This is a genomic window from Pseudomonas auratipiscis, assembly GCF_036324085.1.
In the GTDB taxonomy this organism is placed as follows: Bacteria; Pseudomonadota; Gammaproteobacteria; order Pseudomonadales; family Pseudomonadaceae; genus Aquipseudomonas; species Aquipseudomonas auratipiscis.
In genome coordinates, this window is record NZ_JAZDCU010000021.1 from 64640 (window position 1) to 87224 (window position 22585).

General features: G+C 59.1%; 22 protein-coding genes and 1 pseudogene. 11 read left to right on the forward strand and 12 right to left on the reverse strand.

Annotation, left to right across the window (positions count from 1 at the left end; translation table 11 throughout):
- Positions 1-39: 39 nt before the first annotated feature.
- Positions 40-471: an MAPEG family protein gene (locus V0R60_RS23265; protein WP_136476886.1), complete on the forward strand. Its 432-nt coding sequence runs from the start codon at positions 40-42 to the stop codon at positions 469-471.
- 81 nt (positions 472-552) lie between these two features.
- Here the strand turns inward: V0R60_RS23265 and V0R60_RS23270 are convergent, their stop codons facing one another.
- From V0R60_RS23270 to V0R60_RS23300, 7 genes are all read right to left on the reverse strand, one after another.
- The gene (locus V0R60_RS23270; protein ID WP_136476887.1) at positions 553-1788 is read right to left on the reverse strand and encodes a saccharopine dehydrogenase family protein; all 1236 of its coding nucleotides are present in this window, start codon (positions 1786-1788) and stop codon (positions 553-555) included.
- Between the two features lie 27 nt (positions 1789-1815).
- A complete protein-coding gene (locus tag V0R60_RS23275; protein WP_136478966.1) occupies positions 1816-2913 on the reverse strand; it encodes a carboxynorspermidine decarboxylase in 1098 nt (365 codons plus the stop codon).
- A gap of 153 nt (positions 2914-3066) precedes the next feature.
- Complete coding sequence (gltS, locus tag V0R60_RS23280; protein ID WP_136476888.1) at positions 3067-4275, reverse strand: sodium/glutamate symporter; 1209 nt, start codon at positions 4273-4275, stop codon at positions 3067-3069.
- A gap of 44 nt (positions 4276-4319) precedes the next feature.
- Positions 4320-5258, reverse strand: coding sequence for a formimidoylglutamase (hutG, locus tag V0R60_RS23285; RefSeq protein WP_330079921.1), 939 nt, complete (start codon positions 5256-5258; stop codon positions 4320-4322).
- Positions 5259-5279: 21 nt separating this feature from the next.
- On the reverse strand, positions 5280-6005 hold the full coding sequence (locus V0R60_RS23290) for an IclR family transcriptional regulator (protein ID WP_136476890.1): 726 nt from the start codon (positions 6003-6005) through the stop codon (positions 5280-5282).
- 137 nt (positions 6006-6142) lie between these two features.
- On the reverse strand, positions 6143-6706 hold the full coding sequence (locus V0R60_RS23295; protein ID WP_330079920.1) for a hypothetical protein: 564 nt from the start codon (positions 6704-6706) through the stop codon (positions 6143-6145).
- 77 nt (positions 6707-6783) lie between these two features.
- Positions 6784-6996, reverse strand: coding sequence for a PLD nuclease N-terminal domain-containing protein (locus V0R60_RS23300; RefSeq protein WP_136476892.1), 213 nt, complete (start codon positions 6994-6996; stop codon positions 6784-6786).
- Positions 6997-7146: 150 nt separating this feature from the next.
- Here V0R60_RS23300 and V0R60_RS23305 point away from each other — a divergent pair, with 150 nt between their 5' ends.
- The gene (locus V0R60_RS23305; protein WP_136476893.1) at positions 7147-8154 is read left to right on the forward strand and encodes a GlxA family transcriptional regulator; all 1008 of its coding nucleotides are present in this window, start codon (positions 7147-7149) and stop codon (positions 8152-8154) included.
- Here V0R60_RS23305 and rarD read toward each other — a convergent pair.
- Complete coding sequence (gene rarD, locus V0R60_RS23310) at positions 8114-9055, reverse strand: EamA family transporter RarD (RefSeq protein WP_330079919.1); 942 nt, start codon at positions 9053-9055, stop codon at positions 8114-8116. The two genes, V0R60_RS23305 and rarD, sit on opposite strands and share 41 nt — an antisense overlap.
- Before the next feature lie 99 nt (positions 9056-9154).
- Here rarD and V0R60_RS23315 point away from each other — a divergent pair, with 99 nt between their 5' ends.
- Positions 9155-9631 carry an Lrp/AsnC family transcriptional regulator gene (locus tag V0R60_RS23315; protein ID WP_136476895.1) on the forward strand — a complete coding sequence of 159 codons (477 nt, stop codon included), beginning with the start codon at positions 9155-9157 and terminating at the stop codon, positions 9629-9631.
- A gap of 12 nt (positions 9632-9643) precedes the next feature.
- On the opposite strand, the gene V0R60_RS23320 is transcribed toward V0R60_RS23315, so the two are convergent.
- Entirely contained in the window at positions 9644-10105 is a 462-nt protein-coding gene (locus V0R60_RS23320; protein ID WP_330079918.1) for an FAD/FMN-containing dehydrogenase, read from the reverse strand.
- Between the two features lie 124 nt (positions 10106-10229).
- On the opposite strand from V0R60_RS23320, the gene pdxR reads away from it, so the two are divergent.
- The 3 genes from pdxR to V0R60_RS23335 all read left to right on the forward strand — a co-directional run bounded on the left by pdxR (position 10230) and on the right by V0R60_RS23335 (position 13956).
- Positions 10230-11723 carry a MocR-like pyridoxine biosynthesis transcription factor PdxR gene (gene pdxR, locus V0R60_RS23325; RefSeq protein WP_330079917.1) on the forward strand — a complete coding sequence of 498 codons (1494 nt, stop codon included), beginning with the start codon at positions 10230-10232 and terminating at the stop codon, positions 11721-11723.
- A 189-nt stretch (positions 11724-11912) separates the two neighbouring features.
- Positions 11913-12749, forward strand: coding sequence for a bifunctional allantoicase/(S)-ureidoglycine aminohydrolase (locus tag V0R60_RS23330; RefSeq protein WP_136476898.1), 837 nt, complete (start codon positions 11913-11915; stop codon positions 12747-12749).
- 580 nt (positions 12750-13329) lie between these two features.
- Positions 13330-13956, forward strand: coding sequence for an START domain-containing protein (locus V0R60_RS23335; RefSeq protein ID WP_330079916.1), 627 nt, complete (start codon positions 13330-13332; stop codon positions 13954-13956).
- Here the strand turns inward: V0R60_RS23335 and V0R60_RS23340 are convergent, their stop codons facing one another.
- Positions 13957-14838 (reverse strand): LysR family transcriptional regulator, encoded by an 882-nt coding sequence (locus V0R60_RS23340; protein WP_330079915.1) that lies wholly within the window; start codon positions 14836-14838, stop codon positions 13957-13959.
- A gap of 78 nt (positions 14839-14916) precedes the next feature.
- On the opposite strand from V0R60_RS23340, the gene V0R60_RS23345 reads away from it, so the two are divergent.
- Complete coding sequence (locus tag V0R60_RS23345; RefSeq protein ID WP_330079914.1) at positions 14917-15585, forward strand: ankyrin repeat domain-containing protein; 669 nt, start codon at positions 14917-14919, stop codon at positions 15583-15585.
- A gap of 60 nt (positions 15586-15645) precedes the next feature.
- On the opposite strand, the pseudogene tatA reads toward V0R60_RS23345, so the two are convergent.
- Both tatA and pobA read right to left on the reverse strand, forming a co-directional pair.
- Positions 15646-15801 (reverse strand): annotated as a pseudogene (gene tatA / locus V0R60_RS23350) (twin-arginine translocase TatA/TatE family subunit); the annotation flags it as partial.
- Between the two features lie 18 nt (positions 15802-15819).
- Positions 15820-17007, reverse strand: coding sequence for a 4-hydroxybenzoate 3-monooxygenase (gene pobA / locus V0R60_RS23355; protein ID WP_330079913.1), 1188 nt, complete (start codon positions 17005-17007; stop codon positions 15820-15822).
- Positions 17008-17203: 196 nt separating this feature from the next.
- Here pobA and V0R60_RS23360 point away from each other — a divergent pair, with 196 nt between their 5' ends.
- The 4 genes from V0R60_RS23360 to V0R60_RS23375 all read left to right on the forward strand — a co-directional run.
- Positions 17204-18109 (forward strand): helix-turn-helix domain-containing protein, encoded by a 906-nt coding sequence (locus V0R60_RS23360; protein WP_330079912.1) that lies wholly within the window; start codon positions 17204-17206, stop codon positions 18107-18109.
- 198 nt (positions 18110-18307) lie between these two features.
- Entirely contained in the window at positions 18308-20329 is a 2022-nt protein-coding gene (locus V0R60_RS23365; protein ID WP_330079911.1) for a type VI secretion system Vgr family protein, read from the forward strand.
- A complete protein-coding gene (locus V0R60_RS23370; protein WP_330079910.1) occupies positions 20326-21204 on the forward strand; it encodes a DUF4123 domain-containing protein in 879 nt (292 codons plus the stop codon). Before V0R60_RS23365 ends, V0R60_RS23370 begins: the two co-directional genes overlap by 4 nt.
- Positions 21204-22585 (forward strand): toxin VasX (locus V0R60_RS23375; RefSeq protein WP_330079909.1); only part of this gene is annotated, 1382 nt, incomplete at its 3' end. The genes V0R60_RS23370 and V0R60_RS23375, both read left to right, overlap by 1 nt.

Consider the following 22585-nt stretch of genomic DNA (forward strand, 5'->3'; position numbering starts at 1 on the left):
GGGCGATGATCACGCTCCCCCGCTTTCAATGGAATGAGCATGCACGATATTTTGGCCGTCTTTGCGTTGTGTGTAGTCGTACTCTTTATGAAAATGCTGGCGATTTCCTGCTACCAGGGCTTCTACCGCATTAGCCGCATGACCTTCAAGAACGGTGAGGATGCAGGCTTGGTTGGGCGCCAGCCAAGCCCGGAGGAGTTGCCGCAGGTCAGGCGAGCGGCGCAGGCCTGGGCCAACGACCTGGAGAATATCCCACTGTTTTTCGTCCTGGGAGGGCTGTGCCTGGTGTTCAATCCACCGGCTTTGCTCACCAGCGGATTAATGGTCCTGTTCACCGGTGCCCGGGTGATGCATACCGTGACCTATCTGGCACGCTGGCAGCCTTGGCGAACCGTTGCCTACGCCATTGCAATGGTTTGTCTGTTGGGGCTCGCCGCGCTGGTGACAATGGGTGCAATCCGCCACCTGTAGCCACAGGTCGAGCACAACGAAAAACGGGATTGGCACCCTCAATGGGCCAATCCCGTTCAGTTACAGCGGCGAACTGATCACTCAGTTCCAGGGGCGGTCGCCATTCTCGTCTTTGATGCGAGTTGGCAGGCCCATCTCGTCCAGCGCCTTGAGGAACGGCTCAGCCGGCAGTTCCTCGACGTTGGCCATGCGCTGCACGTCCCACTCTCCACGGGCGACCAGCAAGGCTGCAGCCACGGGTGGCACACCTGCGGTATAGGAAATACCCTGGCTGTCGGTCTCGACGTAAGCTTCTTCGTGGTCTGCCACGTTGTAGATGAAGATCTCACGTGGCTGGCCGTCCTTGGTGCCCTTGACCAGGTCACCAATGCAGGTTTTGCCGGTGTAACCCGGTGCCAGCGAAGACGGATCAGGCAGCACGGCCTTGACCACTTTCAGTGGTACCACTTCCAGGCCTTCTGCAGTCTTGACCGGTTGCTCGGAGAGCAGGCCCAGGTTCTTGAGCACGGTGAACACATTGATGTAGTGCTCGCCAAAGCTCATCCAGAAACGCACGTTGGGCACGTCGAGGTTTTTCGACAGCGAGTGCACTTCATCGTGGCCGGTCAGGTACAGGTTCTGTGAACCTACTACCGGCAGATCATCGGTACGCTTGACTTCGAACATGGTGTTGCTGGTCCACTGGCTGTTCTGCCAGCTCCACACCTGTCCTGTGAACTCGCGGAAGTTGATTTCCGGGTCGAAGTTGGTGGCGAAGTACTTGCCATGGGAACCGGCATTGACGTCGAGAATATCGATGGAATCAATGCGGTCGAAATACTGTTGCTGCGCCAGTGCTGCATAGGCGTTGACCACACCTGGGTCGAAACCTACACCAAGAATGGCGGTGATGTTCTTCTGCTGGCATTCCTCGAGGTGTTTCCACTCGTAGTTGCCGTACCAGGGCGGGGTTTCGCAGATTTTGCCCGGTTCTTCATGGATCGCGGTGTCCAGGTAGGCCACGCCGGTATCGATGCAGGCACGCAGCACCGACATGTTGAGGAACGCAGAGCCGACGTTGATGACGATCTGCGATTCGGTTTCGCGGATCAGCGCCTTGGTCGCTTCGACATCCAGGGCGTTCAGCGCGAAAGCCTTGATTTCAGCAGGCTGTTTCAGGCTGCCCTTGGCGTTGACGCTGTCGATGATGGCCTGGCATTTGGAGATGTTGCGCGACGCGATAGCAATACGACCGAGTTCGTCGTTGTGCTGTGCGCACTTGTGGGCCACCACCTTGGCGACACCTCCTGCACCAATGATAAGGACGTTCTTCTTCAATTTCTCTTTCTCTCCTTTACTGCCAGCTTACGACAGGCTGGACAAGTAGTCTTCGAACCCGAATTCGCGAACAACCTCAACAGTACCGTCGAGTTGTTTCACTACGATGGACGGCATCTTCAAGCCGTTGAACCAGTTTTTCTTGACCATGGTGTAACCCGCTGCGTCAACAAACGACAGCCGATCGCCGATGGCCAGCGGACGATCAAATTGATATTCGCCAAAGATATCCCCGGCCAGGCAGGACTTGCCGCACACCATGTAGGTATGTTCGCCTTCGCTCGGCGCCAGCTTGGCGTTGAGGCGATAGATCAGCAGGTCGAGCATGTGCGCCTCGATGGAGCTGTCGACGACGGCCAGGTGCTTGCCGTTGTAGAGGGTATCGAGGACGGTGACTTCCAGCGAGGCGCTCTGGGTGATGGCAGCCTCACCTGGTTCCAGGTAGACCTGCACGCCGTACTTCTCGGAGAAGGACTTCAGGCGCGCACAGAAGGCGTCCAGCGCGTAGTCTTCGCCCGTGAAGTGGATACCGCCACCCAGGCTGACCCACTCGACCTTGTGCAGCAGATGACCGAAGCGCTCTTCGATGGTGCACAGCATCTGGTCGAACAGGCCGAAATCGCCGTTCTCGCAGTTGTTGTGGAACATGAAGCCGGAGATCTGTTCGATGACTGCTTCGACTTTTACCGGATCCCACTCACCCAGGCGGCTGAATGGGCGCGCAGGGTCAGCCAGCAAGTAGTCGGAGCTGCTTACCTGCGGGTTGACGCGCAGGCCGCGCACGGTGCCTTCGGTTTGCTCGGCGAAGCGTTGCAACTGACCGATGGAGTTGAAAATGATCTTGTCGCAGTTCTCGACCATCTCGCCGATTTCGTCGTCGGCCCAGGCTACGCTGTAGGCGTGCGTCTCACCGGCGAACTTCTGGCGACCCAGCTTGAGCTCGTAGAGCGAAGACGAGGTGGTACCGTCCATGTACTGCTGCATCAAGTCGAATACCGACCAGGTGGCGAAGCACTTGAGGGCCAGCAGCGCCTTGGCACCGGAGTTTTCACGCACGTAGGCGATCTTCTCCATGTTGCGCAGCAGCTTGGTTTTGTCGATGAGGTAATACGGCGTTTTGATCATTTCGAGGCCCCCGGCAAGGCCGGCCAAAAAAAGGACACGCATTGTGCCCTCCCTTGACGGAACTCGAAAGGGAGAAAAGCGTTTTTCGCCACGTCAGTGGTCGAGCGGATGGGTTTGAGCACCACCGCCCGCCCCCTGACGGGTCATTGGATGTCAACTGAACGCGTTGATGAACCAGGTAATCAACGGCAAGGCAACGATATCGATCAACACCGCGCCACACAGGGGCACGATGATAAACGCCTTGTAGGAGAACACCTTGTAGTGATCACAAATGGCACCCATGTTGGCCACCGCATTGGGCGTGGCGCCCAGGCCATGCCCCATGTAGCCCGCGCACAGCACGGCAGCATCGTAGTTGCCGCCGAACAGGCGAAACAACACGAAGATGCACAGCAGCACCATGATCACCACCTGCACTACCAGAATCACCAGCAGCGGCAGGCCCAACTGCTCCAACTCCCAGAACTTCAGGCTCATCATCGCCATGGTCAAGAACATGCCCAGGCTGATATCGCCTACGGTGCTGACCGCGTTGTCCGGCAACTCGATAATCCGTGCGCGATCATTGAGATTACGCAGGATGATGGCGACAAACATCGCGCCGACGTACACCGGCAAAACAATGCCCAGGTGCGCTTTCAAGGCATCGCCGATCCAGAAGCCCAGTACCATGATGACCAGCATGCAGGTCAGCAAGCGCAGCAGTACCGCCGCATCCAGGGTTACGCTCGGGGTTTCGTTGGCTTTTTCCAGCGCCTGCAGCGTATCGACCCGGTCGGCTTTGACCGCCAGCTTCTTGCGATCAATCAGATAACGCGCCACCGGGCTGCCCAGCAAACCGCCAGCAACCATGCCAAAGGTCGCCGAAGCCAGTGCTGCCGTTGTGGCACCCGTGGTGCCAAGGCTCTCGGCAATCGGGCCAAAGGCTGCCGCCGCACCGAAACCGCCTTCCAGTGACACTGCTCCGGCCATGATCCCCAGCAGCGGATCGATACCCAGCGCCTTGGCCATGCCGACACCCACCAGATTCTGCAGCAGCGCCAGGCCCCAGCAGGCACCCAGATAAATGAACAGAATCTTGCCGCCCTGGCGTAGCAGGCCAAGGCTGCCACCCAGGCCGACGGTGGTGAAGAACGCCACCATCAACGGGGTTTGCATGGCCGTATCCAGCTTGATGTCCAACCACTGCTGGTTACGCAGCAGCCATACCACCAGAGCAAAACCAAAACCACCGATTACCGGCGCGGGTACGCAGAGCTGGCGCAGCCAGTAGCTGTGCTTTTTAAGTTGTGCCCCCAGTGCCAGCAGCACAAGTGCCAGGGCAACGGTGGTCAATGCATCGAGTTGCAGGGTCAGCATGGAGTAATACTCTTGTTTTTATACTGGGTTGAATGGGGAACGGCTTAGTCGACCAGGCTTGCCAACAACCTCGCGCCAATGCGCGCGGTGCGCTGGTCCTGGTCAAGACCGGGGTTAAGTTCAGCGATGTCGGCCATGCGCAGCTTGCCGCTGGCCTTGGCATGCCTGACCAGGTGCTCGACCACCATCAGGTCGACACCATGGGCCGACGGTGCACTGACGCCGGGTGCCTGACTGGCGGGCAGCACATCCAGGCAAATGGTCATATAGAGGTGGTCGATACCGCCGAGGAACGCGTCGACAAACGCCTCGATCGCCGCGACATTCCAAGGTTGCATCTGCCGGTCGAGGCGATAGCGCACGTTCAGGCGATCGGCCTGATCAAACAGGGCTTGCGTGTTGTTCAGCTCACTCACGCCCAGGCAGCAGTAGTCAAACACCATGCCCGCCTGCTCGCAGTACTCGGCGATCTGCCGGAACGGCGTGCCGGAGCTGCTTTTTTCGGCATGACGCAAATCGAAGTGGGCGTCAAAATTGAGAACACCCACCCGTGGACTGGCTTCGTGCTTACGCAGGTGCTCGGCCAAGCCGAGAAAGCTGGCATAAGCGATTTCATGCCCACCACCTAACCCCAACGGCAAATGACCGTGGTCGAGAAGTTCATTGACGCGCTGGGCATAGGCCTGCTGCGCGCCTTCCAGATCGCTACCGGTGCAGGCAATGTCGCCGCTGTCATACACCACTCGCTGGCCGCGCCAAGCCAGGTTGGCCAACGCCTTGCGCAATGCCGGTGGCCCTTGGCGGGCACCGCTGCGACCCTGGTTGCGGGTGACACCTTCATCGCAGGCCAGACCTATCAATGCGGTGCCAGGGGCTTGGGCGCTGCTGTAAGGCCGCACCCACTGGTGCCAGCGCAATGCAGACGAACCTTCGCCTGCGTCAATACGGCCTTGCCACTCAGGCATGGGCAGATGTGCGGTCATGCTTAAAAACTCCAGGTTGATTCAGTCCAGCCGTGCACCCACGCGCAGGGCGACTTCGCGGGTCCAGCGGGTCAGGCGCTCACTGTTGTGCTGGGCACGAAAGGCCGGGGCCATCAGGCTGATTGCGCCGTACAAGCGGTTGCGGCTGTCGAGCACCGGCGCGCTGACGCCCCAGATGCCGTCGTCGATTTCGCCAAGGCTTATGGCAAAGCCCTGGTCGCGAATGGGGATAAAGCTTTGCCGATAGAGCTCGAAGCCTTCGGCATCAACACCGTGTTCATGAAGGATCGCCTCGCTTCGCTCTGGCGCCATATGGGCCAGCAGCACCCGCGCCGAAGCGCCGACCAGCAGCGGCTGCGCGAGCCCCTTCTGATAACAGCAACGCAGCGGCTGGGGGCTATCGATCAATTCGATACAAATGGCCTGGCCGTTGCTGGGCACCATCAACGCAACACTTTCGCGGCTCAGTTCGGCCAAGCGTTTGAGCTCGGGCATGGCCTGCGATACCAGCAGCGCCTCGCGGTCGAATTTGTTTGCCAATTGCAGGCAGGCAGGCCCCGGCAGATAACGGCCGTGACCATTGTCTTCGGCCAAGCCCCAGCGCAGCAGGGTTTTCAAATGCCGATACGTGCTGCTCAAGGGCTGTTCCAGCTGCAGGCTCAGTTCCTTGGCCGACACGGCTTCGCTAGCCTGGCCAAGGGCGACAAGAATCTGCAGCAAACGATCGGTGGGGCTGTTGTAGTTCATATGTGCTCCTTGCGAACATGGTGCACAGGGTTTTCTCAAAGGGTGAAACAAGATTCCCATTGAGTGGGAAATTTCTCACTTAAAAGCGACGATGGGTGTGTAGACAGGACCTGGACGGTCACAGAAGGCAGGCAATATCAGAACGCCAAGGTTTTCGCGCAGCGCCCGTACACCAGCACTTCCCCGGCAGTGGCAATCACCAGGCTCAAGCCGGTATAGGAAAAACCGAACGCCCTCACCTCAAGCTCTACCCCAAGCTTGTGAAACAGCGCCGGGCGGTGGTAACGCGCACCGTGCAACCACGAGCCAGGCTCGACCAGCAACAGGTGCTGTTCTGGCCAGGCCAGGGTGATGTCCTCGACCATCCAGCCATCGGCAGTGGCTACCGGCAGGCCGCCCCCATTGATCCCTGCCATGCGGATTACGTGATCCTGCAGAGGGCCGATGCCACGGGTCTGCAGATGACGGTCACTGCCAAGGTTATCGGTGCGATCGCGCGCGACTTTTTCCCCGCTCTGACAATCGATCACGCTACGCCCGGAGCTGGAAGCGACCAGAAGCAGTTCGCTGTCTGCATCGAAGCCAATTTCTAGCAGACCCGCGATGCTCAGCCTGGCCTTGAGTTGCCACGGCGCCGGGGCCGGGGCGATCTGGCGTTGTTCGATCTCCCGTCGTAGCGGGTCAAGGTGGGATGAAGACATGTCACAACTCTGCGCTGTGGGTCGGAGGCCATATCGGCACCCTACACACAGGCAGGTACTTTTGCTATGTAGGGCACCTACCCTTCCCGTGAAATAGGTACGCCGGCACTCGACTTTGGACCTGCCACAGCCCAGGCGATCAAACCGAGCACTGGCACAAAAACGATAAACACGATCCACAGCATCTTCCGATCTGCCCGACTTTTACTCCCGATAATGCGCTTGATAGCCCAAAGTTCGACAAGGGTGAGCAATACTGCAAGTGTGATCCAGATATGACCGTTTTCCATGCGTTGCCTCCAGTAGGGTACGCAGGTTAGGTTTGCGGCAGCCGCCAGGGTTCATTCTGTTTTCGGATACCCCCGCACGTTCGCCACGGGCAATGAACTTCTGAGTAAACTCGACAAACCTCGACATCCTCTTTTGCCTGCGGAGCTTCAATGCCCACCCCACGCCAGTTCAGCAGTAAAACCAGCACAACGAATATGCTGAACCTCAAGCACCCGCAAGCAGCCTCCTCGCCCGCTTACCGCGTCGGCTTTGTGTTACTGGAAAACTTCTCCATGGCCAGCTTTACCGTGGCCATGGATGTGCTGGTTACCGCCAACCTGTTGCAGAACAACCTTTTTGTGATCACGCCATTGTCTCTGGGCGGTGAGCGCGTCATCAGCGACCTGGGGTTGGAGATCTATGCCGCAGGCCTGGAACGGGCCACCCTGGATGAACTGGACATGTTGATTGTCTGCGGAGGGCTGCGCACCCCCCTCAAGTATCCGCTGCTGGATCGACTGCTGGCCGAAGCGGCAAGCCACGGCCTGGCGTTGGGCGGCCTGTGGAACGGCGCCTATTTTCTCGGCCGTGCCGGGGTGCTGGCGGACTACAGTTGCACCATCCATCCCGAACAGCGGGCAAGCCTGGCCGAGCGCAGCGCGCAAAGCACGATTACCCCGGCAAGCTTTGTCCTGGATCGTGATCGGCTGACGGCGGCCAGCCCCAATGGCGCGTTGGAGATGATGCTGGCCCTGTTGCGGCTGCAACAGGGCGATGCACTGGCCGCGGGAGTGGAGGAAATCCTGGCGTTCTCCGGGGCACGATTTCGCCGTGTCGACAGCAGCTCGAAAAAATCCATGAGTGCGCCGCTGCGTACCATCGTCGAGCTGATGGAGAACAACCTTGAAGAAACCCTTAGCCTCGACCAACTCGCCAGTTACAGCGGCCGCTCGCGACGGCAGATCGATCGTTTGTTCCAGGCACAGCTGGGCACCTCCCCGAGCCGCTACTACATGGAACTGCGCATTACCAAGAGCCGTCGTTTGCTGCAGTATTCCGACCTGCCGCTGATGGACGTAGCGATTGCCTGCGGCTTTGTTTCAGTCTCGCATTTCAGCAAATGCTACAGCGCCTACTTCAGCTATCCACCTTCGCGAGAACAGCGGCTTGGCGAGTAGCGCGACGGTTGTTGCTCAGGCTCAGGCCGCCTTCCACCACAAGGACCAGCACGGCTAGCCAAATGGCAATGTAGGTGGGCCATTGCGCCGCAGCGATGCTTTCACCGAGCATAATCGCCGCCAGCACCAGAAGGATGGGTTCAACGTAGATCAGCAGGCCAAACAGCGTCAAGTTCAGCCGCGGCCCCGACAGCGCTTGCAGGGCCAGGGCTGATGCACTGATGGCGCCCAGCCCGACCACCAGCCATGGCAGCGAGGAGCCGCTGCCTGCAGCTGCCAGCACTACCCCGCCCTTGAGCACCAGCCCCAGGCTGACCGGCAAGCTCAGGCTCATGTCGAACCACAGCCCGCCCATATTGTTGCTGTCACTGACCCGGCGCAGCCAGAAGTACAACGGATACCCCAGCGCCACCGCCAACACCGGCCAACTGATGGCCTTGGCAATTGCGATCTGGTTGATGATGCCCAACGCCGCCAAACCACACGCCAGCAGTTGCAGGCGGCTGATGCTGTCATTGAAGGCCAGGCGGCCGACGATCACCATGGTCAGTGGCATGAGGAAGTAGCCCAACGAGACATCGAGGCCATAGCCATTGATCGGTGCCCACATGAACAACCACAACTGAACGCCAAGCAGCGCCGCCGAGATCAGGCGCACAGCCCAGAACCAGCGTTCTTCGAACAACCGCTGGAAAAGCCGACGGACTTCGTGCCAGTGACCACTGGCAAGCACCATCAGCGTCAGGCACGGCACGGTCAGCAGAATGCGCCAGCCATAGATTTCTTCACCGTCGAGGGGATCAAGCAGGTGGGTGTAGGCGTACATCAGCGCAAACAGTACCGACGCGAGTACGTTGAGCAGTACGCCAAGCGAGGCGTTGGGGGTGGCGGGCCGGTGCATTGCGATGTCCTTCTCGGGGCGTTGAGTCGGTGATAATTTATTGCGTAAGCACTGAAAAGTGCCCTCTTATTTCGCCCCAACAATGAGAATTTTTTGCACATGAAGCCTGCATTGGATGACTTCGACCTGGCCTTGCTCGATGCCCTGCAGCAAGACAACAGCCTGGCCCTGCGCCAACTTGCTGAGCAAGTTCACCTTTCCACCGCATCGGTGCAACGGCGGATTCAGCGATTGAACGCCAGTGGCGTTATCCAGGCCAATGCGGCGGTGATCGACCCGGAAAGAATCGGCCAGGTCATTACCTTGATGGTCGAGGTGCATGCCGAACGTACCCAGTCGCCGGATCTGGAACTGATGAAGCAGACCTTCTCCGGACCCGAGATCCAGCAGTGCTACTACGTGACCGGCGACGCCGACTTCATGCTGGTGCTCACCGTGGCAAGCATGAGCGAGTACCAGGCGCTGACCCAGCGGTTATTCCATGACAACCCGAACGTGAAGTGGTTTCGGACCATTGTCGTGCTGGAACGGGTGAAGTCGACGTTGCAGGTGCCTATTGATAGATCGCAGCGCTGATCCGGGAGCCCCTCACTGCTTTTCCAGTGCCTGGCGCAATTCGTCTGCGCTGGTGTACTCACGCTGGCTGACCACCTGCCCCTTGTCCAACTGCAGCCACAGTACTTTATCTTCGGCAGGGGCATAGCGCGTTGCTACGCTGCCGTCACGATCCAGCAACACCCGGTAGCTGTAGTCACGCATGGCCGGAATGGCGAAGAGCTTGGAAATCAACGCCGGCATACGCTGGATATTGGCAACGAACACTGTATTACGCGCTTCCAGATAGCCCTTGGGACGGTCTTCCAAAGCGGCCTTGACCAACTTGGCGCCGTCCATGTTGCTCGCCACCAACAAGGTGCGGGTCTGATCGTTGAGGCTATAGGCCTGGTCGTACTGGTCGAGCAGCGTCCAGGGCTTGAGCTGCTCGCCAACTTCGACCGCCTGGACCAGGAGCGGGGACAAACTCAGCAGTAGTGCGATGGCGTATTTCACAAGTTACCTCGATAGATGTGTTCACGGTTGATAGAGCCTTCATACAAGGCCGTTGCGAGCGCCTGGGTCCACGCATAGACTGGCCTGCCAACTCGGGCCAGTTTAAGGACAAACGGCAGACCACATGGCAAAAGCATTCGAACTCGACACGCTCAAAATTCGCCTTAACGATGTCGAACTTCAAGCGCTGGACCTGCATCAGCGCATTCAGCGCGCCCTGCGCGAGCTGATTCTTCAGGGTGTGCTGGAACCGGGACTGAAACTCCCGGCAACACGGGCGTTGGCGCAGGCGTTGGGCTTTGCCCGGGACACCGTGGAAAATGCCTACATCCAGTTGCAGCGCGACGGTTTTCTCGAACGACGCAAAGGCTCTGGCAGCTATGTATCACAGACCCTGGGTATGGAGTTGCGCGGCATTGCCCATAGACGCATCCGGCAACAAAAACACCCGCAACAGGCGACCGCTGCCGCTGAGGGGCTGAGCCTGCGCGGTCGTATGATCCACGCCAGCGGAGGCGTCAGCGATCAGCAAGCAATCAAGGCCTTCGCCACCGGACTTCCCGAAACCCGCTCCTTCCCGGTAGATGTCTGGGAGCGCTTGCAGCGTCAGGCGATGAAGGATTATCGCCCGCGCATATTGCTGCATGGTGACCCGCAAGGCGCCGAGCCGCTGCGCAAGGCGATTTCGGTGTACTTGAACCTGGAACGTGGCGCCAAAGTGACGCCCGAGCAGATCCTGGTGCTGAGCAGTACCCGCCAGGCACTTTACCTGTGTGCACAACTACTGGTGGATGCCGGTCAACCGATCCTGATGGAAAACCCAGGTTACTTTGGTGCGCGCAAGGCCTTCGAAGCGGCCGAGGCTCGCGTGGTGCCGATTGACGTCGATACCCAGGGCATCCGTACCGAACTGCTGCGGGCCGATCGCAGTGGTGCGAACTGTGTCTATGTCACCCCGTCACATCAGTACCCCACGGGGGCAACCCTGTCTTTGGAGCGCAGGCTGGAGCTGATCAACTGGGCCGCCAGCCAAGGCAAGTGGATCATCGAGGATGACTACGACAGCGAATTTCACTACGACGGCCTGCCAACAGCCTGCGTCCAGGGCCTGGACAGCTACCAGCGCACCCTCTACATCGGTACTTTCAGCAAAACCCTGTACCCAGGGCTGCGCCTGGGCTACATGGTACTGCCACGCGAATTGGTCCAACCCTTCAGCCATGCGCGGAGCATTATCGATGGGCATACCCCGCAAATCCTGCAACTGACCCTGGCGCGCTTCATGGAAGACGGACATTACAATGCCCATGTGCGCGCCATGCGCAAACTCTACGCAGCGCGCAGGACAAGCATGCTCACGGCCATCGATAGCCATCTGTCCGGCATCGTCCGTGCCCTGCATCCTCCCGGAGGGCTGCAGATACCCTGCCTGTTGAACGATCGCTGGAGCGAGGCGCAGACCATCGCCAAGGCAGCTTCGGCTGGCCTGCACTTGCCAGGGCTGAGCCGCCTGTATGCCGGTGCGCAAAAGCAACAGGGTTGGCTTCTGGGCTATGCCTCGTTGACGGCCCACGAGATCGAAACGGCCATGCTTCGGCTGGCCAACGCGTTGAAATAACCCACCTCAGACACGGCGGCGCCTGGGCAAATGAGACCGCGGGATCGACATTCACTAATCAAATACCGGGTATTTCAACATTTAATTTGTGCATGAGAGGAGCTTGTCTATATCGTGTCAATGCATCCCCACGCAGCGCCGGCCGGTGCTGCCAGGCACGGGGACACAACAACAAAGTAGAGACTGTCCATGTCTAAATCTTCTTACTACGCCCCTCACGGTGGGCACCCAGCTCAAACCGAGCTGCTCACAGACCGTGCCATGTTCACCGAAGCCTATGCCGTCATCCCCAAGGGCGTAATGCGTGACATCGTCACCAGCCACCTGCCGTTCTGGGACAAAATGCGCATGTGGGTCATCGCCCGCCCGCTGACCGGCTTCTCGGAAACCTTCTCGCAGTACATCGTGGAACTGGCGCCAGAAGGCGGCAGCGAGCGCCCTGAACTGGACAAGAATGCCGAAGCAGTGCTGTTCGTCGTCGAAGGCGAAATGGACATCACCCTGCAAGGCAAGCCGTACACCCTGAAAGAAGGCGGCTATGCCTTCATTCCGCCGGCTGCCGACTGGAGCCTGCGCAACAACAGCGGCAAGAACGTCACGTTCCACTGGATCCGCAAGCACTACCAGGTTGTAGAAGGCCTGGCCCTGCCGGAAGCCTTCGTCACCAACGAGAAAGACATCGAGCCGATCCCGATGCCGGGCACCGACGGCGCCTGGGTTACCACCCGCTTCGTCGACATGGCCGACATGCGCCACGACATGCACGTGAACATCGTGACCTTCCAGCCTGGCGGTGTGATTCCGTTTGCCGAAACCCACGTCATGGAACACGGCCTGTATGTCCTTGAAGGTAAAGCGGTGTACCGCCTGAACCAGGACTGGGTCGAAGTAGAAGCCGGCGACTTCATGTGGCTGCGCGCCTTCTGCCCGCAAGCTTGCTACTCCGGCGGCCCTGGTCCATTCCGCTACCTGCTGTACAAAGATGTAAACCGTCACATGAACCTGGTACTGAACCCTCAGCGCTGAGTCCAGACTCCCGGTACAAAACCCGCCGCCAAGGCGGGTTTTTTTATGATTTTTCACCGAGTCCAGGGGGCGCCTGCACTGGCACATCTTCAAAATCAATGTCTCGCTCTTGATCTTGATCTTGATCTTGATCTTCATGCACGTCAGCACAGGCGCCGCAGAGTGCGACTTCAGAAGGCCGAGAGGAGGTGCCTGTAGGGGTCAGTGCGCAGCACCTTCGGCGTTAGCCGAAGACGCGAGACGTAGACTTGGCGAAGCAAGTCGTAGGCCGCGTGGCCCCGGAAGGTGCCGTATCGAGGGGACCCGAAGCGCAGCGTAGGGCCGTATGTAGGAGCGAGCGGTTTTGGTTCCTTTTGCCAAGACAAAAGGGACCCGCCGTAAGGGCGGAAGGGGCCAACAGCGGCACTGGATAAAATGGATAAGCCCGCAGCCTCAAACCCAGTCAAGTCCAGCCCAGCCCAGCCCAGCCCAGCCCAAAGATCATCCTCCCCCTAACCTTCTTACACCCTACTATCGCCAGGCAAGCCCGCTTCCACGGCCTATGCTTGGGTGACTTGACGTTAGCGATGGAGCCTGCCCGATGAGTCCCAGGTACCTACTGTTGATCATCCTGTTCGCCGGCGTCGCACAGGCCGAGGCCTGGCACTTGGCCAAAGACGAGGATGGCATTCAGGTCTACCTGGATGAGGTGCCCGAGTCGAAGTACCAGCGCTTTCGCGGAGTAACCCTGATCAAGGCCAGTGCGCGCACCCTCGGCGACCTGCAAGAAAACCTGCGGGTCGCGTGCAAATGGCTGTATGGCTGCGCCAGCATGCGTTTGCTCGAAGTCGAAGGCGACAGCACCTGGGTTTACCTGACCACCGAACTGCCCTGGCCGGCCAGTCCGCGCGACATGGTGATTCGTGTGCAAACCGAACGCCGCGACGATGGCAGTTTGCTGCGGCACCTGAGCGCCGTAGCCGGCAAGGTCGAACGCCAACCACAGCTGATCCGCGTCAGCCAGCTAAAAGGCCTGTGGACCATGGTGCCCAAGGGGGAGCAACTCACCGAGGTGACCTACCAGCTGGAGGCCGAGCCTGCCGGAGACATACCATCATGGCCGGCCAACCAGTTCGTCATTGATGCACCAATGGTGTCGCTGAGAACATTGCGCGCAGTGGCAGAACGCCAAGGCGCAGCTGCGACGCAAGAGGCACCGGATGAATAATTACACCTCATGGGCCTCGAGCAAACTTGCCAACACCCCTGCCAGTTCCTTGACCATCGGATCAGCCGTGGGTCGATGGACAATGACAATTTCGTAGCTGTCGATCACCGGCAGTCCGTTCCGCTCGCCCAGCACGGCGTGGTCAGCGGTTGCAGCGCGAGGCGGGAGCAGGCTGATGCCCATGCCATCGGCCACGGCAGCCTGGATACCACTCAAACTCGAACTGGTGAAGCTAATACGCCAGCGTCGGCCCATGCTCTCGATAGCGTTGATCATGTCGTCACGGTACAGGCCGCGTGGCGGAAAGGTCACCAGCGGGATCGGGTCAAGGTCGATCGAAGGTGTTCCGGCACTGTCGATCCACTGCAATTCTTCTGGCCAACAAGCCACCCCTTCGCGGCTGTTGCGCCGCTGCTTGAGCAGGACCAGATCGAGTTCGCCATTGTCGTAGCTCTGGCTCAGGTCGCGGCACAAGCCGCTGGTGACTTCCAGCTTGACCTGCTGGTATTTGCGATTGAAGGCCGACAAGGCGTTGGTGGTGCGCCCCCCCACGAAGTCCTCGGGCACCCCCAGGCGCACCGTAACACCGACTGTGGCACCCGCCAGGGCCTCGAGCATCTGGTCATTCAAGGCCAGCATATGCCGGGCGTAACCCAGCAAGGTCTGGCCCGCATCCGTGGGTAGCACATCGCGATTGCCACGCACCAGGAGGCGATGGCCAACCATGTCTTCCAGGCGTCGCACCTTCTGGCTGACGGTCGACTGGGTGGAGTGCAGCCTTGCAGCAGCGGTTGTAAAACTGCCGCAGTCGGCCACCACGACGATGGCCCGAAGCAGATCAAGATCGAACAAAGACCTATTCGGTTTTACACTGATACTCATGAAAACATTTAACTTCTAAATAGTAAGGCTCATTTCTATCATGAGCCCCTTCCCAGGACAACTCACGCAGACGAGCGAATGTGCATGGAACACTTGAATGTCTTTTTCGCATTTCTATTGGCCATGATGGTCTCACTGACTGCCAGTGCCGAAGGCGGTGTACTTGAAAGCCAGTTGCGCGACGCCGCAGCGAGCGGTCAGGTCGATCAAGTACGCCGCCTGCTGAACCAAGGCGCAAACCGTGAAGCGCGCGATAAGCAGGGGCGCACGCCGCTGCTGTTGGCTACCCAAGGCAACCGGATAGAGGCAGCCCAGGTGCTGATCGAGGCCGGGGCCGACGTCAATGCCAAGGACAACATTGACGACAGCCCCTACCTGTATGCCGGTGCGCGCGGATTCAACCAGATCTTGCGCCTGACCTTGGATCACGGTGCCGACCTCAAGAGCACCAACCGCTATGGCGGCACGGCACTGATTCCGGCTGCCGAACGTGGTCACGTCGAAAATGTGCGCACCTTGATAGCCGCTGGCGTCGACGTAAACCATGTCAATCGCCTGCACTGGACGGCATTGATGGAAACCATCGTGTTAAGCGACGGCGGCCCCAGGCATGTCGAGATCGTCAAGCTGTTGGTAGCCGCCGGAGCCGACGTGAACATCACCGACAAGGCTGGTGTAACACCCTTGGCCCACGCGCGCGAGCGCGGCTATACCGCCATGGTGAATATTCTGGAAGCGGCGCGTTAGGACCGAGTGCGCCCCGTTCCTGCCAAGCCGCAGCAAGTTTCACACCTTGTCAATTTTCGCCGCAGGCGCCGCTTCATCCTCTGCATTCACCGAGTTGCGAAAGCCCTTGATCGACTCGCCCAAATCGCTACCCAGCGACTTGAGACGCTTGCTGCCAAATACCAACACCACCACAACCAACAGTACTGCCCAGTGCTTCCAGTCGAACACACCCATCACGCCCTCTCCTTCTTCTTATTCGATGTTTTCGAATGGCAGGCCCACGTAGTTCTCGGCAATGTTGACTAGGCCGGCGTGAGAATTGAAAAAGTATTCACGGTCGGCCTGTTGCATCTTGTGATCCCAGGCGTCCTTGTGGTCGCCAAAATCATGCAGCAGGTTGGTCATGAACCAACTGAAACGTTCTCCCTTCCATACCCGGCGCAAGGCTATTTCGGAGTATTTTTCGAGCAGATCGGTACGGCCTTCACGGTAGACCTTGACCAGGATCCGGTACAGGTAGCAAACATCCGAAGCAGCCAGGTTCAAGCCCTTGGCACCGGTTGGTGGGACGATGTGCGCAGCGTCGCCCAGCAGGAACATTTTGCCGTACTGCATTGGCTCGACCACATAGCTGCGCAGCGGCGCGATGCTCTTCTCCAGTGCCGGCCCGGTCACCAAGCGATCACCGACATCCTTGGGTAGACGCGCCTTCAGTTCGGTCCAGAAACGGTCATCGGACCAATCGTCGACGTGGTCGGTCAATGGCACTTGCAAGTAGTAGCGGCTGCGCGTCAACGAACGCTGGCTGCACAGGACAAAGCCACGATCATGATGGACGTAGATAAGCTCGTGATTCACCGGTGGTGTATCGGACAACAGTCCTAGCCAGCCGAACGGATAGACCCGCTCATAGTGGCTCAGTACCGATTCGGGAATGCTCTTGCGCGCGATGCCATGAAAGCCATCGCAACCTGCGATGTAGTCGCAGTCGATACGATGAGTCTGGCCGTCTTTTTCATAGGTGATGTAGGGCTGCTCACCCTTCATTTCATGCGGCTGTACATTTTCGGCTGCGTAAACGATCGGCGCATCGCTGGCGGCGCGGGCGTGCATCAGGTCGCGGGTAACTTCGGTCTGGCCGTAGACCATCACCGTCTTGCCGCCAGTCAACGCCTTGAGGTCGACGCGAATACGTTGGCCGCCTACCAACAATTCAACCCCATCATGTATCAGGCCTTCAGCGTCCATGCGTTCGGACACACCGGCTTCACGCAACAGATCGACAGTGCCCTGCTCAAGCACCCCGGCACGAATACGGCCGAGTACATATTCCGGCGTCTGGCGTTCGACAATCACAGTGTCGATTCCGGCTTTGTGCAACAGCTGACCCAGCAGGAGGCCTGAAGGGCCGGCACCAATAATGGCTACCTGAGTTCTCATTGTTTTTGTCTCGCTTGAGGGCTCCAGGCGCTTGGATGTAAGCATCCTGGAAGCTATTGTTGTTGTATGCCCCTGCATTTTTGCTGACAAAAACTGGAAAAAAAGGTGTTATTCCTTCAACAAATTGCACTTTTACAAATACAGTTCGATTATCGGACACACCATAAATGCACCGCCTCAGTGGCCAGGTTGCCCAATGACAAGCGCTTCTCTTCCGCGGATTCCCGTGTTCAAGCTCTACGGCGAAAGCAAAGGCTGGCCTACACCCGACCTGCTGCATTGCGAGTCCATCCCTAAACGCAGCAGCCTGCACCACTGGGAAATCAAGGCGCATCGGCATGCCGACCTGTTTCAGTTGCTGTACGTGCGGCGTGGGCAAGCGTTAATCGAAGTAGAAGGGCGACGCAGCACTGTGCGTGAAGCTGCGATCCAGGTGATACCACCAATGACCGTGCACGGCTTTCAGTTCTCCGCGGATATCGATGGCTACGTGCTGACGCTCGGCGCGCCACTGGTGGCCCAGTTGGAAGGGCAACTGGGTGTGCCCCTCACGGTGTTGGCGTCGGCAGGTTGTTATCGACTGGGGGCTGACCGCAGTGCGTTGCACACCCTGATCAGCGTGCTGCATCAGGAATACGAAGGCAGCGCCCCAGCCCGCGAACTGCTGCTGCATTCATTGGTCACCTCGCTGATGGTGTGGATCAGTCGCCGTAGCCAGCAACGCACATTGCCGAGCAACAGGGACGAGCGTAACCAACAATTGCTCGCAGGGTTTATCAAGCAGGTAGAGCTGCACTACAAGGAACATTTGTCCGTAGAACTGTTCGCACATCGACTGGGTGTTTCCAGCGTCCATCTGAACACCCTGTGCCGTGAATTGGCCGGTCAGACGGCGTTGCAAATCATCCATCAACGCCTGTTGCTCGAAGCGCGGCGCAACCTGATCTACACCAACATGAGCATCAGCCAGCTGTCCGACAGCCTGGGCTTTAGCGACCCTACGTACTTCTCACGTTTTTTTCGACGACTGTGTGGGCAGACACCCAATGCATTTCGTCAGGCCGCCGTCGCCGCATCTCAAAACGAACCCATGGCGCGCTAAAAAGCCTGGGGTTGAATAGGATTGCGCCCTAAGTGGTTTGCTAGCAAATAGCGGATATAGAGAAAGCCCAAATTCACTTTGGGAAGCGTCCTACATTATTTTTTTTTCGTTCTTGTTAGCGTTCGAAGATGTTTGCGCCCGCCCATCAATGCATGCCCGGGCAGCGCATTTTTCCTACTCAAGCTTAAGGACGAGCCCATGTTCGCGTCGGCCAATACCGCGCAGTTCGAACTACTCATCCCCTCGGTGCGCAACGACTTCAAGGTACTGGCGTTCAAGGGCAGCGAAGCCATCAGCACCCTCTACGCCCTGCGCATCGAACTGGTCAGCGAGTACCCCAACATCGAACTGGAAAGTTTGCTCAACCAGCCAGCCTTCCTGCGCTTCGGCTTGCGCGGTGAAGGGCTTCACGGGTTCATCGACGATGTGGCGGTGGGCGAATCGGGAAAGCGCCTGACGCACTATCAACTGACCCTGGTGCCGGCGCTGCATTACTTGCAGTTCAGCTACAACGCACGCATTTTCCAGGACATGGATGTGCCGCAGATTGTCACCCAGGTCTTCAAGGACCATGGCATCCAGGCCGACGCTTTTACCTTCAATATCACTCAGAGCTCCAAGCGCGCCTATTGCACGCAATACGACGAAAGCGACTTCGCGTTCATCCAGCGGCTATGCAGCGAAGACGGCATCGCCTGGCATCACCAGCACAGTGTCGATGGCCACCGATTGGTCTTCAGCGAAGACCAGACCTACTTTCCCAGGCTCGGTAGCACGCCTTATCAGCAGGGCAGCGGCCTGGTCGCGGACGAGCCGGTGGTCAGCCACTTTTGCCACCGTGTCAGAACCCGCACCAGCGCGGTGACGCGCCGCGACTACGACCTGCAGCGTCCCAGTCGCTTGCTGCAAAGCTGCGCTAGCGCCGAGTTCAACCCAGTGCTGGAAGACTATCGCTATCCACTGCTGCTCGAAACGGAAAAGCGCGGCCAGCAACTCGCCCGTCAGGCCCTTGAACGTCATCGTCATGACTACAACTTGGCCGAGGGCGAAAGCGATCAGCCAACGTTACGCAGCGGCCATTTTTTCACCCTCAGCGACCACCCGCGCGAACAGCACAACGACCTGTGGCTGTTGCTCAGCGTGACGCATGAAGGCAAGCAACCGCAGGTGCTTGAAGAGTCGATCAGCAGTAACAGCCAGGCCGCGGACGGCTTCACCCAAGGCTACCGCAACAGCTTCTGCGCCATTCCCTGGGACGCCATCTACCGACCTGCGCGGGTTCAACGTCCGTCCGTACTGGTCAGTCAAACCGCCCGTGTCACCGGACCGGAGGGTGAGGAAATCCATTGCGATGAGTATGGACGGGTGAAGGTCGAGTTCCATTGGGACCGCGCCGAACTGAACAGCGACAAGAGCAGTTGCTGGCTGCGGGTATCATCCGCCTGGGCCGGTAAAGGTTTTGGCGCAATGGCTATTCCGCGTGTCGGCATGGAAGTGGTGGTGACCTTTCTGGAGGGCAACCCCGATCACCCGCTGATTACCGGCTGTGTGGCCAACAAGGTCACGGCGCTGCCCTATCCCTTGCCTGCCAACAAGACCCGGACCGTGCTGCGCAGCCGCAGCTCACCGAACAGTGGTGGCTTCAATGAGCTGTCGATTGAAGACCGCAGCGGTCAGGAGCAGATCTATCTGCGCGCCCAGCGCGATATGGAACAACGAATCGAGCACGACAGCCGCCTGGAGGTGGGCAACGAACGTCGGGAAACCATCAAGGGCAACAGCATTGCGGTGCTCGAAGCGCAAGACCAGCGAACCGTGGGTGCCGACCGCAAGGTCGAGCTCAAGGCCAATGACTACCTGCAGGTTGCCCACAGCAGCCATGCCCGTATCGGCCAAACGTTGGCGATTGAAGCCGGGCAACAAGCCCACCTCAAGGCGGGTGCGCAACTGATTCTCGACGCAGGCGTTGGCATCACCTTGAAAGTGGGTGGCCAGCATCTGGTCATATCGCCCGGCGGAATTTTCAGCAGCAGCCCGATTCAGCTCGGTGGTGCCCCTGCTATCGGGACTGCCGCCGCGCCCCTGCTGCCTGGAGAGCTGGACGGTTTGTCCACGCCAGCGCTGCTGCCACTGGATGCCCTGGCCCAACAGCGCTCGCTGCTGCGAAACCTGCCGCGCTGCGAATCCTGTGATCGCGCTGCACAGGAGAACGCCCAGTGAGCACCCTTGCACATGCCAACTACCTGTTAATCGACGGTGTGCTGCGTGCCAATGCTATTGCTGACTTGCACCAACTCGGCGAGCCGCTTGAGATCCATCCGCTGTACCTGAGCACACGCTGGGCGGAACTGAATCAGTTGGGTCCACTGCTGGTGTCGCTTCCACGCTCATCGACGTTGATCGACAGCACGTTGCAGCGCCAGGCGGGGCACGCTGACGCGAGCCTTTTCTATAGCCCGGCACCGATAAGTAGCGTAGCCGATCACTTGCGACGCTTCATAGCGCCAACCGATGTACATGGCGGTAAAGGGCTGCTGCGTTTCGCCGACCCGCTGGTCACGCGCTACTGGTTGGGCAGCTACTCGGACAAGCCGTTAGATGGGGTGCTTGGCCCCATAGAAACGTGGTTCACACCTGAGTTTGCCCATGCCTGGGAGCGCACCGGGCCGCTCGAATGGCGCAGCTTTTCCCGAACAGCGCCGGCGCTTGAATGGCATGAGTCATACGCCGGACTGGGTGAGGCGCAGCTGGCTGCGCTTACACAGGCGGCACGCTGGCGATTTGTGGAGCGTGTGCATCGCAGGGTTGCACAGAGCCAAGCTGAGCATCTGGCGCGCATTAACAAGGACCAACTTAGCCAGTGGTATGAAGAGCGCCTGTACGACGCACAAGCATGGGGACTAATCAGCGAGCGCAGCCTGGCGATCTGGATTGAATACAGCCTGCGTTGGGGTACGGAGTTTGCCGTGGCCGCAAGCACCCCCTACCAGCAGTGGCTGAGCCAAACACCCGCCTTTGCAAGGCTCGCCCCCGAGATGCGTATCCAGCAGATGGATAACGATTGCTGGAACCTCAATTTGAACAAGGACGTGTGATGTACAAGCCCGCCACTGAAGCCGAACTGCACCGCGCCAGGCGCAACCAGGAATTTACCAACACACCCTTCGATGTAGCCCAATGCGCGTTCAGGCAGCCACAGGTGAGCATCTTTCCGGTGCGCTATGCACTGGATGAATCCCCACACAGCAAAGCCAGCAACCAAGGACCGAACCCGCTGCCACAGAACTGGCAGGGGCAACTGCCCACGCTGAAAACCCGCAGCTACACCCTGCGCCAACTGCGTGACGGCTGGTTGTATGTGTGGGACAGCGTCGAGCAAACCTTTCATGAGTATCAGGTCACTGGCGAGCACTTCACTCGCCACATCTGGACCCAAGCCCAGCTGAATCAGGACATCCGCAACAACCCCGGTGAAACCCATCCGTACCTGCTCTACTCGCGCCACAGCCAGTTGCGCATCGCCTATTCACCCGTGCAGATCACCTGGCGCCTGTGCGAGCACTTGCGCAGCAGTGCCAGCGCCCAGCAGCAATGGATGCGCAAGCTCGATCTGCCCGCCTTTTGCTACAACGGCAAAGCCGAGCATGGTGGCTGGATCACCGAACTGGGCGACAGCGTCGCCGACATTCTTGTCGAGGGTGCACAAGCACCCAGCTTCACCAGCACCCTGTTACCGACCCAACAGCGCGAAACAGGCGCGCCCTACAAGCCTGCGTTCGAAGAGGCGCTGGTCCGCGGGCGGGTCCCGGAACAGGACACGTCGCTGTTCATCGCCCTGGATGATCCCCTGGCGCTGGTCGATGACCTGAGCATGAACCTAGCAGGTCGGCTCATGGAGCAAGACCAGTTTTCCCGCCTGCACCAAGCCAACCTGGAGAGCGCCCTCGCCGTACAGAACCTGTGCGGCTTCGATACCGAAGCCTTCATACCAGAACGGATCAAAGATCCGATCCAGCGCCAGGCCTATATCGACGACCTGTACACCCTGCTGGAAACCTTTGATCAGGTCGAGCGAGGCAATGAGCTGGTGTCTTTCGGCCAGGAAGGCATGGTGGACCTGGCCTCGGCCCGCACCGTCGCTGCCGCCCAATCGGCTTTCAAAGGCCAGTGGGGACATCTGCCTGATCAACAGAAATGGCAGCAAGCCCTTGAGCAATGGCACGACAAGCGCAGTTGGCGCGAAGACGTGCGCTTCGATGACGTGCTGCAGTACCTGAGGCAGACCACGGTCGAGGCGCAACAGTTGCAAGCGCACTGCCAACGCAGCGAAGCCGACCTGCTCACCTGGCTCAACCAACTGCAGCCTGGCGGCGAAAGTGTCTACCACGACACCATTGACGAGCAGCAGGCCAGCCAATTGCTGGAAACCGCCCACGCCGTCTACACCCTGCTGGGCAATGGCGAGCAGGGCCAGCG